13 protein-coding genes are annotated in these 13266 nt (G+C 61.8%); 5 read left to right on the forward strand and 8 right to left on the reverse strand.

Annotation, left to right across the window (positions count from 1 at the left end):
* Nucleotides 1-148 precede the first annotated feature (148 nt).
* Nucleotides 149-1390, forward strand: a complete 1242-nt coding sequence (locus DEH80_RS12065) for an iron-containing alcohol dehydrogenase (RefSeq protein WP_207774582.1) — start codon at nucleotides 149-151, stop codon at nucleotides 1388-1390.
* Between the two features lie 103 nt (nucleotides 1391-1493).
* On the opposite strand, the gene DEH80_RS12070 is transcribed toward DEH80_RS12065, so the two are convergent.
* The 4 genes from DEH80_RS12070 to DEH80_RS12085 all read right to left on the reverse strand — a co-directional run bounded on the left by DEH80_RS12070 (nucleotide 1494) and on the right by DEH80_RS12085 (nucleotide 5442).
* The gene (locus DEH80_RS12070) at nucleotides 1494-3095 is read right to left on the reverse strand and encodes a M28 family metallopeptidase (protein WP_133249229.1); all 1602 of its coding nucleotides are present in this window, start codon (nucleotides 3093-3095) and stop codon (nucleotides 1494-1496) included.
* 40 nt (nucleotides 3096-3135) lie between these two features.
* Nucleotides 3136-3924: a helix-turn-helix transcriptional regulator gene (locus DEH80_RS12075; RefSeq protein ID WP_109720758.1), complete on the reverse strand. Its 789-nt coding sequence runs from the start codon at nucleotides 3922-3924 to the stop codon at nucleotides 3136-3138.
* Between the two features lie 61 nt (nucleotides 3925-3985).
* On the reverse strand, nucleotides 3986-4294 hold the full coding sequence (locus tag DEH80_RS17195) for a hypothetical protein (RefSeq protein WP_133249230.1): 309 nt from the start codon (nucleotides 4292-4294) through the stop codon (nucleotides 3986-3988).
* Nucleotides 4295-4530: 236 nt separating this feature from the next.
* Entirely contained in the window at nucleotides 4531-5442 is a 912-nt protein-coding gene (locus DEH80_RS12085; protein WP_109720760.1) for a LysR family transcriptional regulator, read from the reverse strand.
* Here DEH80_RS12085 and DEH80_RS12090 point away from each other — a divergent pair.
* The 4 genes from DEH80_RS12090 to DEH80_RS12105 are packed head-to-tail and all read left to right on the forward strand — an operon-like array spanning nucleotide 5434 to nucleotide 7658.
* Entirely contained in the window at nucleotides 5434-6171 is a 738-nt protein-coding gene (locus DEH80_RS12090; RefSeq protein WP_109720761.1) for an FMN-dependent NADH-azoreductase, read from the forward strand. The genes DEH80_RS12085 and DEH80_RS12090 overlap by 9 nt on opposite strands.
* A 15-nt stretch (nucleotides 6172-6186) precedes the next feature.
* Nucleotides 6187-6495: a glutathione S-transferase family protein gene (locus DEH80_RS12095; RefSeq protein ID WP_109720762.1), complete on the forward strand. Its 309-nt coding sequence runs from the start codon at nucleotides 6187-6189 to the stop codon at nucleotides 6493-6495.
* A complete protein-coding gene (locus DEH80_RS12100) occupies nucleotides 6495-6893 on the forward strand; it encodes a hypothetical protein (RefSeq protein ID WP_109720763.1) in 399 nt (132 codons plus the stop codon). The genes DEH80_RS12095 and DEH80_RS12100 overlap by 1 nt, the downstream gene beginning before the upstream one ends.
* 9 nt (nucleotides 6894-6902) lie before the next feature.
* A complete protein-coding gene (locus DEH80_RS12105; RefSeq protein ID WP_109720764.1) occupies nucleotides 6903-7658 on the forward strand; it encodes an SDR family oxidoreductase in 756 nt (251 codons plus the stop codon).
* A gap of 301 nt (nucleotides 7659-7959) precedes the next feature.
* On the opposite strand, the gene glmS is transcribed toward DEH80_RS12105, so the two are convergent.
* The 4 genes from glmS to atpD all read right to left on the reverse strand — a co-directional run bounded on the left by glmS (nucleotide 7960) and on the right by atpD (nucleotide 13207).
* Nucleotides 7960-9792: a glutamine--fructose-6-phosphate transaminase (isomerizing) gene (glmS, locus tag DEH80_RS12110; protein ID WP_109720765.1), complete on the reverse strand. Its 1833-nt coding sequence runs from the start codon at nucleotides 9790-9792 to the stop codon at nucleotides 7960-7962.
* Nucleotides 9793-9857: 65 nt separating this feature from the next.
* Entirely contained in the window at nucleotides 9858-11225 is a 1368-nt protein-coding gene (gene glmU / locus DEH80_RS12115; RefSeq protein WP_109720821.1) for a bifunctional UDP-N-acetylglucosamine diphosphorylase/glucosamine-1-phosphate N-acetyltransferase GlmU, read from the reverse strand.
* Nucleotides 11226-11346: 121 nt separating this feature from the next.
* On the reverse strand, nucleotides 11347-11757 hold the full coding sequence (locus DEH80_RS12120) for a F0F1 ATP synthase subunit epsilon (RefSeq protein WP_109720766.1): 411 nt from the start codon (nucleotides 11755-11757) through the stop codon (nucleotides 11347-11349).
* A 52-nt stretch (nucleotides 11758-11809) separates the two neighbouring features.
* Entirely contained in the window at nucleotides 11810-13207 is a 1398-nt protein-coding gene (gene atpD / locus DEH80_RS12125) for a F0F1 ATP synthase subunit beta (RefSeq protein WP_109720767.1), read from the reverse strand.
* Nucleotides 13208-13266 lie beyond the last annotated feature (59 nt).

Here is a 13266-nt window from a genome sequence, read left to right on the forward strand (position 1 = left end):
CGGCGCCACATACCGAGTAAAAAAGAGGCGGTAAACCGCCGACGAAAGCCCACGGCTCATTAACTGGGGAGAGACCACCATCATGGCGAGCGCGACACCACGATCTTTCATTGCCCGTTTAACCGAGCCTTACGTCCACGGGGTTTCGATGAAAGGGCTTAAGGCGGCCACAGCGGTCCTGCCGTTCAAGTGGCCCAAGACTTTTGAGGGGGATTCGCCGTCGGTCGAGATGTGCCGTTACATCGTGGAGAAAGGCTGGCATCAATCCGTGCTGTTCATCTCTAGCAAGACGCCGGTCCGGACCGGCCTGATCCAACCCATGGTCGACGTGCTGGAAGCGGGTGGTATCAAGGTGACCGTTTACGACAACGTGCAACCTGACCCGACCGTGGAACAGATTGAGGCGACCGTCGATGTGCTGCGCGCCAACCAGTGCGATGGCGTAATCGCGCTCGGGGGCGGCTCCGTGATCGATGCCGCTAAGGCGGTCGCGGCCCGAGGCAAAAACCCCAAACGCAGCATCATGGACATGACCGGTATGTTCCGTGTCATGCGCGGCATGTTGCCGCTGTATGCGGTGCCGACCACCGCCGGGACCGGGTCGGAAGTCACCATCGCCGCCGTGGTGACCGATACCAAAGGCCAGCGCAAGTTGCCGATGCTCGACCCGCGCCTGATGCCGCGCCTAGCCGCGTTGGACGGCAGCTTGATGCTCGGCGTGCCCCAGCATGTGACCGCGGCCACCGGCATGGACGCCCTGACCCATGCCGTCGAAGCCTTTATCAGCGGCAATGCCATGGACCGCACCGATGTGCTGGCCCTGGAAGCCGTCAAGCTCATCATGGCCAACCTGGAAACGGCGTTTGAAGATGGCAGCAACCTTGAAGCCCGGCAGGCCATGGCACGGGCATCACACCTCGCCGGCAAGGCCTTTACACAGGCGGGCGTCGGTTACGTGCATGCAATCGCCCACAACTTCGGCGCGCTTTATCACGTGCCCCACGGTCGAGCGAACGCGATTGTCATGCCTTACGTGCTCGACTACTCCAAATCCAAATGTGCCAAACGCCTGGCGCGGCTCGCACGCGAGGCCGGCATTGGTGACGAGGTCATGAGCGCAGATGAGCGCGCCAGCCTGTTCATTGCCCGTATCCGCGAGATGAATGAGCGATTCGGCATTCCGGACCACGTGGAAGCGTTGAAGGAAGAGGACATCCCCCGCATTGCTCGGGCTGCCCGGGCCGAAGCCCGCTGGACCTACGCCGTGCCGCGCTACATGCGTCGCCATACGGCCGAGTGGATTGTTTCGAAGATGCTGCCGAATGCGCCCGACCGTCCACAGCCGGATGAGCCAGACGTGCCGGGGACCGAGGAGACTACGTCGGACTGATCCCCCATCCGCGCAGGTCGAAACAGATGACGTCACTGCCGAGGATCATGCGGATGGCGGCGTGCGGCCGCCTGGACCGACACATCAGCGGATCAATCAGCCGTCACGGAAAGCACCCCGACGGCGTGGTCGGTGACTGCGAGCGCACACCGGCACAAAGCAGTTCGGTGGAGGTGGCATCCATGGCGGTCGCGATGCGGGCTGCGCTGCGAATCTCGGCAGCCATGCGGGCATAGTCGACCTTCTCGACATGCTGGTTCTCCGCGAAGGACAGCATCATGTTCGGCCCGGTGATGTAAGAGGCATTCGGCACACCCGCCGCATTCAACGGGCTGCCGACACCGAAGTAGATCACCCCGATGGGGCGATTGACGAAGACCCGCCGCAGGTCTTCCGCCTGCACTGCAGCAGTCATCAACGCCTGGACCACATTGTCGGTGCCGTACCAGACCCCCGGCTCGTACTCGCCGCTAGGGTGAAAGCCCTGCTCGTCATCCAGCCATTCGGGCTGGCCGAGATGTTCCATGGTCAGGGATGCGACAGAACGGCCGATCAGTTCCTGGTAGCGGCTGATGAAGCCCGCGGTATCGCCGCCGAATCCGTTGTGAAAATGGCCGGGCATCATCACAAAGGTCATCGTGCGCTGGCGGCATTGTTGGGGAAGCGAGGCGAAATAGCGTGCCAGGGCGAGTATCCCCAGTGTGCCGTTCTCCTGCGAGGCGCTGGTACCGTCCGTGTGGGTGTTGAACAGCATGACCTCGTCAGGACGCGTGCCCGGCAAAGTGGCGATGACGATATCCGTTTCGGCGTCGGGGTCGCGCTCGACCAGCAGCTCCAGGCGCACCTCTGCACCGTCGGCAATAGCGGCTTTGAGCTGGTCGCCCGTCGCGCGGTCCACATAAAGCGTTGGCAGCCCCTGGCTGTCGGCCGGGTTGGTCAGAAACGGCGTGTACTGCCCGGCTGCATTCTCGGCAGATGCGTCGTAGGACACGATGGCTGCCACGGCCCCGGCATCACGTGCCAGCCCAACTGACACCTGTTCCTGGGGCGTCAGGAACGACACCGAAGCCCGCCGGTAGGGCGTGGCCGGCGTCATGGTGTTGTCGGGGTCGTGCACATAGCTGGTCGTGGAGTACAGCAGGGCCAGGGTCAGCGGTAACTGGTCCTCTTCGTAGATCACAACCGTGTTGCTAAAGTCGCCCAGCAGAAAATCCTGTGGCAGCCCGGCTCCGGCATCGGCCAGCCGCCCGACCACGCCGCCGTCCGGCGTATAACCCGAGTAGGGATAAAAGCTTGCGACGGGGATCGGCGTTTCAACGCCGTCGACGATTAAGGTCAAGCTGTAGTCGTGGTGATGCCACCACTCCAGCGACATCGGATCACGCTCGACGCTCAGCCCATACGACGCCAGCTCCTCCGCCAGAAAATCGTGCCAGGCCGCCAACGCAGGGCTGCCCGTGAACCGGGGCCCGCGCTCGACCATGCGACGCTGCCAGATTTCCAGCAAGGCTTCGTCCGGGAGTCGATCCGCCAAGACCTCAGCTGCGGTCGTCAGATCACCGGGCTCCGGACAGGCAACCGGCTCGGCAGGCGGGGCTGGCGCATCCGGCCCGGCCGAAGAATTGCTTTGACCGCAGGCCGTCAGCAGCAGACCCGCGGCCACCAGCGCGGCGGCGCCCGCGTGGCAATGGTTTGGCATCCCCATGGTGCAATCTTGTTGTGTGTCTCCTGACACCCAGACTAGATCACTCCAGATAAACCGCTTGAACGTAGTTGCGATCACGAAGCAAAGAGGGCCGGATCGCATAGAACGCCTGAAAGGTACGTGTGAGATGCGCCGAGTCGGCAAACCCACACTGATGCGCGACCTGAGTCAGCGGTTCACCCAGCACGATCCGCCGAAGCGCCTGCCGCATCTTCTGCCATAACAGGAAATTGCGCATGGACAGGCCGAGCTGCTCACGAAACAAATGCATTAAGTGCGAGGGCGACAGGCCCGCCAGCTCGGCGAGCTCCGACAAACAGACCTGCGGTTCAGACTGCTGGCGCAGCCGATTGGCCACCCGGCGGATGCGATCATCCAGCTGCACATCTTCAGTGGCCCCCAGCTGCTGTCCGACGGCGTGGATGAGTGTGCCGGCCAACTTACGCACTTGTTGCACATCCGCGCGACCGCCCAGGACTTCCAGCGTTGGCGTGGCGAAAGCGCTGGCAAAGGCATCGCTGAGAGTGCGGATTACCCCCGGCCCGAGCAGACGGTGCAGGGTCAGCGCGGCCGGCGTATCCGGATCAAGATTCAGGCTCAGAAAGGGGATGTCCGTGGCATCGATACGGCGTTTTGCACCCACAGCGCAAAGCGCAGCCTTGCAGTGCATCGCCGGTTGCCCTTCGGGTTCAAGCAGCAGCGGCTGGTCGCCGGCAGACAAGACCAGATTGGCGGCATAGCGGTGCGTCCGGTTACCCGCATAACGCCAACTGGTCCAGACGAAACCGTCCGACCACACGAATAGCTGTGCTGGCCCCGTTTGCTGCATCAATGGCCTGGGTGTCGCCTCCTGACATGGCGAACTATGCGCGTCTTCGGGCCCGATTACCTCAACCGACCGGAGACAAGGCGCGGGTGCGCATCAAATGGACTCCGATTGCGACAACCGAACCAACCCAGATCAGGCCGAACGGCGTTGCTATCGAGGTCAAGAGCGGCGCGTGCGGCTGCAGCGAGCGGTGGAGCACCACCGCAAGAACGACCAGAACCGCACGAAACATCACGTATATGACGGTATTCCAGAACAGAAAAATCGACTCCCGTTCAAGAAGAAACTCAAGCTTCTGAACTAGCGTCCATCCGTAAGATTCCCGGTCAAGGCGACCGTTTCGCTTGCCGCCGAATGCCTTTGTAGGCAACCCATCGGCGGCCGCTGACCCTCAAGCGGGCGTCGGCTGATCGACAGGAAAGCAGCAAATGCGGACATTCCCCCTGAAGGCCGACCTATGTCCGCAACCGACCCGAGGCGGTAGTCCGAGTCAGGTTGGCTGGGAGGCTGCTTTGTGGCAGAAGGGGACGCTCACACGCTCAGGATTTGAGGTGTGTCGCATTGTTCTCGACTCTAAGCCGCTAACTCGCAAAACCACTTGAGGGTTCATACAGCCAGATCGGGTTGCCCCACTTTTCGGCTTAGGAATTCCACGAAACAGCGTAGCTTGCTCGGCAGATACTTCCGCGAGGGCATCAACAACCACACAGCAGGATCGCGGTCACTGACCCAGAATTTTGTTTCGGGAAACAGGCTGACCAAGCTGCCATTGTCGAGTTCTCGATGAACCAGCCATCGAGCAAGCAGGGCTGGCCCGTTGGACTCCAGCGCTGCCCGTTTGAGCGCCAGCGGGTTGCTGCACAGGAATTGCCCGGCAACATTGACTTGTAGCGCCTGCCCGGACTCAGATTCGTAATGCCAATGATCCCGAAAGCCACCGAAGGTATAGCGGCAGCAATCAACGCTTGATAGGTCGTCAGGTTGTCTGGGCCGGCCATGCTGTTCCAGCCACTGTGGGCTGGCGACAACGTGGTAGTGCACCCGCGCCAGCCGCCGCGCGATCAAACCCGAGTCAGCTTGTGGACCCAAGCGGATCGCCAGGTCCAGGTTGTTTTCGATCAGATCGATGCGCTCCTCGGTCGCCAAGATTTCGACCGTGATCTGCGGATAGCGGTTACGAAACTCTGTTAGCACCGGCACGATGCAGGACTCGGTAAATGCAGATGAGGCCGTCAAGCGAAGGTGGCCGCGCGGAGTTTCAGCAGCATCTCGGGCGTCTGCATTGGCTTGGGCCAAGGCATCCAACACACCTTCGATTTGCGCCAGATAGCGCTGCCCAGCTTCGGTCAATGCCAAGCGCCTTGTCGAGCGTTGCAGCAAGCGCACGCCGAGCTCGCCTTCCAAAGCATGGATAGCACGGCTGATCGATGACGGTGCCACGTTGCGCGCTCGGGCAACGACCGAAAAGCTCTTTGCCTGCGCGACCGCAACGAAGGTTTCGAGTGCTTTTTGATCCATGCCAGCAATTTTGCGTCATTCGCACAAGAGTTATCCATCAAGGCATGTTTTTTTGCTCCAGCCGCGGGCTGCAATCTACTGCCGATTGTCAACCCGAGACCGACGATGAAACTACTGAGAATTGATGCCAGCGCCCGACTAGACGGCTCGCACTCGCGTGACTTGGGCGATCACTTTTGTGCAGCCTTGCGTGATGCCGTACCGAATCTCGACATCACCGTCCGCGACCTTGCCACGAAGCCCACCGAGCTGATTCAAGACACCACCATTGTCGGCTTTTACACGCCCGGTGATGAAATGACGTCGGCGATGCGACAGGCGACTGCGCTCTCCGATCAACTGATCGATGAGTTACAAGCAGCCGATACCTTGTTGCTTACCGTGCCGATGTACAACTTTTCGATCCCGGCCGCGCTCAAGGCATGGATTGACCAGGTTGTGCGGATCAACCATACGTTTTCCTACAACGGCACCGCGTTTACTGGCTTGGTCAAGGCTAGGCAGGCCTACGTGGTTTGTGCCTACGGCGCCGCCGGCTACGCGCCGGGCGAAGGCTTTGAGGCGGCCAACTTTCTGCAGCCCTATATGCAGTTCCTGCTGCAGTTTCTGGGTATAGATTCGATCGATTTTGCCGCAGTGCAGGCGACAACCGCCGACGAACAGACCGTGGCGACAAACACGACGACAGCGAAGGCGCAAATCGACCAGTGGGTGATGCGCTATGCATAGCCATCGAGAATCGTCATGACGCCAGACACTTCGAAGCCGACGCTGTACTGGATCTCTGGCAGCCCGCCCGCTTGGCAGGTGATGCTGGGCTTGACCCTGAAGCGCGTGAAATTCGATTCCGCGCTACTGGATGTAAGCCGGCGCAAGATCCGACAGCTCGCGTATTTGGGCATCAATCCGACTGGGCGGGTCCCCACACTGCTTGACGGCGACGTTGTTGTTCAAGAGAGCATTGCGATCCTTGCCTACCTGGATCGCTCGCGCCCTGATCGACCGCTGTATGGGGCTACGCCAGCTCAAACAGCAACTGTTTGGCAAGAGTGATGAAGTTAGATTCGGATATTTGGCCCGTACCGGGCGCGTTCGCACCGCGGCTACTCAAGGGTGCGGATGGCACTCTCGACGACGAGTTCCATGCCGCTACGTTCAAACATGGGTGTTGGTTGGATGAGCTCGAACGCCGACTGGAAAACCAAGCCTTCTCGAATGGGCCCGCCCCCACAGCTGCCGATTCTTGGTTGCTGCTAGCGATTGCATGGGTGCAACGGGCGATCGACCGATTTGACGTGGCTACCAGTGACAACAGTACGCGTGTGCTGGCTCCGTATCGGCAGCAACTTGGCCCGTCGCTGGCGCGCTGGGTCAAATCATTTTCGGCTATCGAAGGCGTTGTTGGCGAAGCGCCGCCGTATTGGGACAACTTTCCCCTGTTTAACCATTAGGACACCCACATGACAACCAAATCAAATAACAACGTCATCATTGTTACCGGCGCAAGTCGTGGTATCGGCGCAGCAATCAGCCATCACTTTGCCGAGCGCGGCTGGTGTGTCATTGCAGCAGCGCGGAACACCGCAAACGTTGATGCGTCGGCTGACGGCGATAGGTGCGTCGTACCGGTCGAGGTCGATGTCATCGACGCTGGCGCGGTCGAGCAACTATTTCACGTCGCCGCCGAACATGGCCCGGTTGAATTGGTCGTCAACAACGCCGGCACCATTGACCCCATCGCGCGCATTGAGGATTCTGACCCCGGAGCCTGGGCATCCGCGGTCGATGTGAACCTCAAGGGGGCGTTTTATGTGCTACGTGAGGCAGTCCGCGTGATGAAACCGCTGGGTGGCGGCACGATCATCACTATCAGTTCCGGCGCAGCCAATGCGCCAATGGAGGGCTGGAGCCACTACTGCACGACCAAAGCGGCCGTACAGATGCTGACCCGATGCGCTGACAAGGAGCACCGTCAGCACGGCATCCGCGCGCTAGGCCTGAGCCCCGGAACAGTGGCCACAGACATGCAGGCAAGCATCAAGTCATCGGGCATCAACCCGGTCAGCAAGTTGCCCGACAGCGCGCACATTCCTCCGGCGTGGGTTGCAAAGTCGATTGAGTACTTGCATGAGCACGCGACCGAAGATGACCTTGGGAACGACTTCTCGATCAAGACCGATCAGGGGCGAGACCGGGTTGGACTGCCGCGTAGCTGACCGGCAGCTTAGGGCTGGATGCAGACATCGGTCGGCTGCCGGACAGATGACCGCTAGTGGCCGATAGCGGACTCCCCAACTCCGTTCCCGACTGTCCGCTTAGGACGGACCACGGCCTTCGGTCACCGCGTAGCCTCCCCCGTCTAGCGGACACGCTGCGGCTAGAACTTCTGGCGTGCCCGCCCCGGTTGACGAGCTGGCGTGACGACACCGGTACGCCACAGCCGAGGTTGCTCCTATCCCTCCCAGTTTTGGAAAGACTTTATTAACAAACAACAAACATCGGCCAGCGAAGTCGCGTCTATTCCACCGTCACAGACTTCGCCAAGTTACGCGGCTGGTCCACGTCGGTGCCCCGCAACACCGCGACGTGGTACGACAGCAGCTGCAATGGCACGGTGTAGACGATGGGCGCGATTAGGTCATCGGCGTGGGGCATATCGACGACGGTCACGCCGTCTTCTGATTCAAACCCGGCCTGTTTGTCAGCGAACACGATGAGTTGGCCGCCGCGGGCACGCACTTCCTGCAAATTGGATTTGAGTTTGCCCAGTAGCTCGTCATTGGGCGCAACGGCGATGACAGGCATGTCTTCGTCGACCAGCGCCAGCGGGCCATGTTTGAGCTCACCTGCGGCGTAGCCTTCGGCGTGGATATAGCTGATTTCCTTGAGTTTCAGCGCGCCTTCCAGGGCGATGGGGAACATCACCCCGCGACCGAGGAACAAGGCATGATGCTTGTCGGCGAAGCGTTCGGCGATGGCCAGCAGGGTGTCGTCGATGAGCAGGCAGTTTTCGATGGCCGCCGCCAGGCTGCGCAGCTGGTGTACGGCCGTGGATTCCGCCTCTTCAGTCAGTCGGCCCCGCGATTTGGCCAGCATGAGCGTGAAGATCAGCAAGGCCACAAGCTGGGTTGTGAACGCCTTGGTAGAAGCGACACCGATCTCGGGACCGGCTGCCGTCATGAGCGACAGGTCGGTCTCGCGCACCATGGATGATTCCGGCACGTTGACGATACCCAGGGTGGCCAGATAGCCCGCCTGACGGGCAAACCGCAGGGCGGCCAGCGTGTCGAGAGTTTCTCCCGACTGAGAAATGGTCACGAACAGGGTGTCGTCGGCCACAACGGGCTTGCGATAGCGATATTCGCTGGCCAGTTCCACGTTGCAGGGGACGCCAGCAATGGCCTCAATCCAGTACCGTGCGACGAGCCCGGCATGAAAGCTGGTGCCGCAGGCCACGATAGTGACGGATCGAACACCCGGCAGGATGGCTTCGGCATCGGGCCCCATGGCGGCCGTCAGAACACGCGACTCGGAAACCAGGCCATGCCAGGTGTCGGTCACCACGCGGGGCTGCTCGAAGATCTCCTTTTGCATGTAGTGCCGGTACCCGGCCTTGGAGGTGGCGTCGGGGTCCAGCGCCGATTCCGTCACCGAACGGGTTACGGGTTCACCATGTAGATCCCGGATCTCGACGCCGCTACGGGTGACTCGGGCCACGTCTCCCTCTTCGAGGAAGATGAAGCGGCGGGTCACGGCCAGAAGCGCGGCCACATCACTGGCTACGAAATGTTCGCCAATACCGATTCCGATGACCAGCGGCGTGCCACGCCTGGCCACAACTAGGGCGTCGCGTTGCGCCTGATCCACGGCGGCAATGGCGTAGGCGCCATCGAGCCCATGGACCACGGACTCCACAGCATCGAAGAGATCGCCCTTGGCGAGCAACGCGCGATGGATGGCGTGGGAGAGCACTTCCGTATCGGTTTCTGAATCGAAACGGTAGCCCTCGGCAGCCAACTCGGCCTTGAGCGCCTCATGGTCTTCGATGATGCCGTTATGCACCAATGCCAACCGCCCTTGCGAAACCATCGGGTGGGCATTGTGCTCGGCGGGCACGCCGTGGGTGGCCCAGCGCGTGTGGGCAATGCCCAGCGGGCCGCGTGGCGGCGCCTCACCCATGCGGTCAACCAGTGCCTGCACCTTGCCGACACAGCGCACACGGTCGATGGCTTGATCGCCCACCAGGGCCACGCCAGCGGAGTCGTAACCCCGGTACTCCAGGCGACGCAGGCCTTCGATCAGGATCGGGGTGACATCACGTTCGGCAATGGCGCCGACAATTCCGCACATGGGATTTCCTTGCTTCGCACGAGGCCAGTCGGGTCACCGACCGGAGACGGCAGTGTACCCCTGCGTTAGGGGTTCTTTGCAGGCTTACGCCAGCCGGCAATGGATTTCTGACCACGGGCCCGACAAATCGTCAGGGCGTCATCCGGTGCATTGCGGGTAATCGTCGATCCGGCCGCGATGTAGGCGCGATCACCCACGGTCACGGGCGCCACCAGCTGACTGTCGGTCCCGAGAAACGCGTCGTCACCCACGATGGTCTGGTGCTTGTTGGCGCCGTCGTAGTTACAGGTAATAACGCCGGCCGAAACATTCACACGCTTGCCAATGGTTGCATCGCCCAGATAGGCCAGATGGCCAGCCTTGGCGCCAGCATCCAGCCGGGCCTTTTTTGTCTCGACAAAGTTGCCGATGCGGTTGTCCCCGACCAAGACGGTACCCGGCCGAAGACGCGCAAAGGGTCCGATCTGACAGCTGGGGCCGATGTCGGCATCCTCGATGACGGTATTGGCATGGATGACGGTGCCATCGCCGATGCGCGCGTTGCGGATGACGCAATTGGGGCCGATCTCGACGCCGTCACCCAATTCGACATCGCCTTCCAGCACCACGTTGATGTCGATCACCACATCTTCGCCCGCCGCGACATGGCCGCGTTGGTCAAAGCGGGCGGGGTCCAGCAGCGTGACCCCGGCCTGCAGCAGCGCATCTGCCGCGCGCGCCTGCAGCACACGTTCGGCCTGCGCAAGCTGGCGACGATCGTTAACTCCGGCGACTTCATCTGCGTTATCCGCCTGAATGGCTTGCACCGACACACCATCGGCCACCGCAAGCTCCACCACATCCGTGAGATACAGCTCACCCTGTGCGTTGTTGCTGTCAATGCGGGACAACCACTGTTTGAGCCGGATGGCGGATGCAGCCAGCACGCCGGTATTGGTTTCGTCGATCGCCCGCTGTTCGGGATTCGCGTCCTTCTGCTCGACAATCGCGCTGACCGCGCCGTCTTCATCGCGCACGATGCGCCCGTAGCCGCTGGGGTCGGGCAGAACGACGGACAACAAGGCCGGCCCGTCGACGTCAACCAAGCGCTCCAAAGTGGGACGCGTGATCAGCGGCACGTCCCCGTACAGCACGAGCACCCGAGCATCATCGGGAATGGCCGGCATGGCCTGTTGAACCGCATGCCCGGTACCCCGTTGCTCGGCCTGCAAAACCCACTGCACTGCTGCCGACGCGAAGCGGGACTCCACGACATCCGCCCCATGGCCCACCACGACGTGGGTGGCCGCCGGTGACAGCGCCTGGGCGGTCTCCAACACATGCGCCAGCATGGGCCGACCACCGAGTGGCTGCAGCACCTTGGGCTGGGAAGAGCGCATACGTGTGCCACGCCCGGCGGCGAGGATCACGACATGAAGATTGGGATGATTCATCGCATCAGGCTGCCAGTGCCCGGGCATGGTGGGCAAGCCGGAGGCGGGCACGATAGCGGATCACTCGAGCGTTAAGCAGCCGGGGCGCACGAAGCCACGGCCTATGCGCTGCCCGTGACGCCTAGCGCTTGGACTTCAGCTTTTGCAGCAGATGCAGACGTGCAGCGGCTTCGGCCAGTTCGGCCTGCGCCATGGCGAGGTCGACGTCGGCACTCTGGTTTGCCAGGGCCTCTTCGGCGCGCTTCTTGGCTTCCAGTGCTGCAGCTTCATCCAGATCGCCGGCACGCGCGGCCGTGTCGGCCATGACCGTCACCTGGTAGGGCTGCACTTCGAGAATACCGCCGGAGACGAAGAATGACTGCTCACCCGAGGTGCTCTTGACCCGGACTTCGCCCGGCTTGAGGCGCGTCAGCAGCGGGGCGTGACGCGGAGCGATGCCAACTTCGCCCATCTCGGCCGATGCAAACACCATGTCGGCGGCACCGGAGTAGATTTCGCCTTCGGCGCTGACGATGTCGACATTCAATTCCATCTGGGTACTCCGTAGACAACGGGCCGCCGGACAACCCCGGCGGCCCCGTCAATTACATGCTCTGGGCTTTCTCGGCGGCCTGGTCGATGGAGCCGACCATGTAGAACGCCTGCTCGGGCAGGTGATCGTATTCGCCGTCGACAATCGCCTTGAACCCGGCAATCGTGTCCTTGAGCGACACGTAGATGCCCGGCGAGCCGGTGAAGACTTCAGCCACGTGGAACGGCTGCGACAGGAAGCGCTGGATCTTACGCGCGCGGGACACGATCTGCTTGTCTTCTTCAGACAGCTCATCCATGCCCAGAATCGCGATGATGTCCTTGAGCTCCTTGTAGCGCTGCAGCACGCCCTGTACGGCGCGGGCCGTCTCGTAGTGCTCAACACCGATGACGTTGGGGTCCAGCTGACGCGACGTGGAATCCAGCGGATCCACAGCCGGGTAGATGCCTAGCTCGGCGATCTGACGCGACAACACGACGGTGGCGTCCAAGTGAGCAAAGGTCGTGGCCGGCGAGGGGTCGGTCAAGTCATCAGCAGGCACGTACACGGCCTGGATGGAGGTGATCGAACCGGTTTTGGTGGAGGTGATGCGCTCCTGCAGCACACCCATTTCCTCGGCCAGCGTCGGCTGGTAGCCCACGGCCGACGGCATACGACCCAGCAGGGCCGACACTTCGGTACCGGCCAGGGTGTAGCGGTAGATGTTATCCACGAAGAACAGAACGTCACGGCCTTCGTCACGGAAGTACTCGGCCATGGTCAGGCCGGTCAGCGCCACGCGCAGACGGTTGCCCGGGGGCTCGTTCATCTGGCCATAGACCATCGCCACCTTGGACTCGGGCAGGTTGTCCAGCTTGATGACCCCGGCTTCTGCCATTTCGTAGTAGAAGTCGTTGCCCTCACGGGTACGCTCACCGACACCGGCGAACACGGACAGACCCGAGTGCTCGGTTGCGATGTTGTTGATCAGCTCGAGCATGTTCACGGTCTTGCCCACGCCGGCGCCGCCGAACAGGCCGACCTTACCGCCCTTGGCGAAGGGGCAGAGCAGGTCGATGACCTTGATGCCCGTTTCCAGCAGCTCCGTGGAACCTGCCTGATCTTCGTAGCTCGGCGGCTTGCGGTGAATCGCCCAGCGCTCTTCGGTGTCGACCGGACCGACCTCATCCTGCGGATCACCCAGCACGTCCATGATGCGACCCAGCGTGCCCTTGCCCACCGGCACGGAGATCGGGGCGCCGGTGCTCTCGGTGGCCATGCCACGCTTCAGACCTTCCGACACACCCATGGCAATACAGCGCACGACACCGTCGCCGAGCTGCTGCTGGACTTCCAGGGTCAGGTTGTTGTCGGTCACGGTGAGAGCATCGTAGACCTTCGGGATCGAGTCGCGCGGAAACTCCACGTCAACGACGGCCCCGATAATCTGAACAATCTTGCCTGCGCTCATAGCTCTTTCCTGTTTTTCGCCGGAGCGTCGACTCCGGCCAGAATTCAAATCTCTAGTGT

Origin of the sequence: Abyssibacter profundi (assembly GCF_003151135.1) — a bacterium.
Taxonomy (GTDB): Bacteria; Pseudomonadota; Gammaproteobacteria; order Nevskiales; family OUC007; genus Abyssibacter; species Abyssibacter profundi.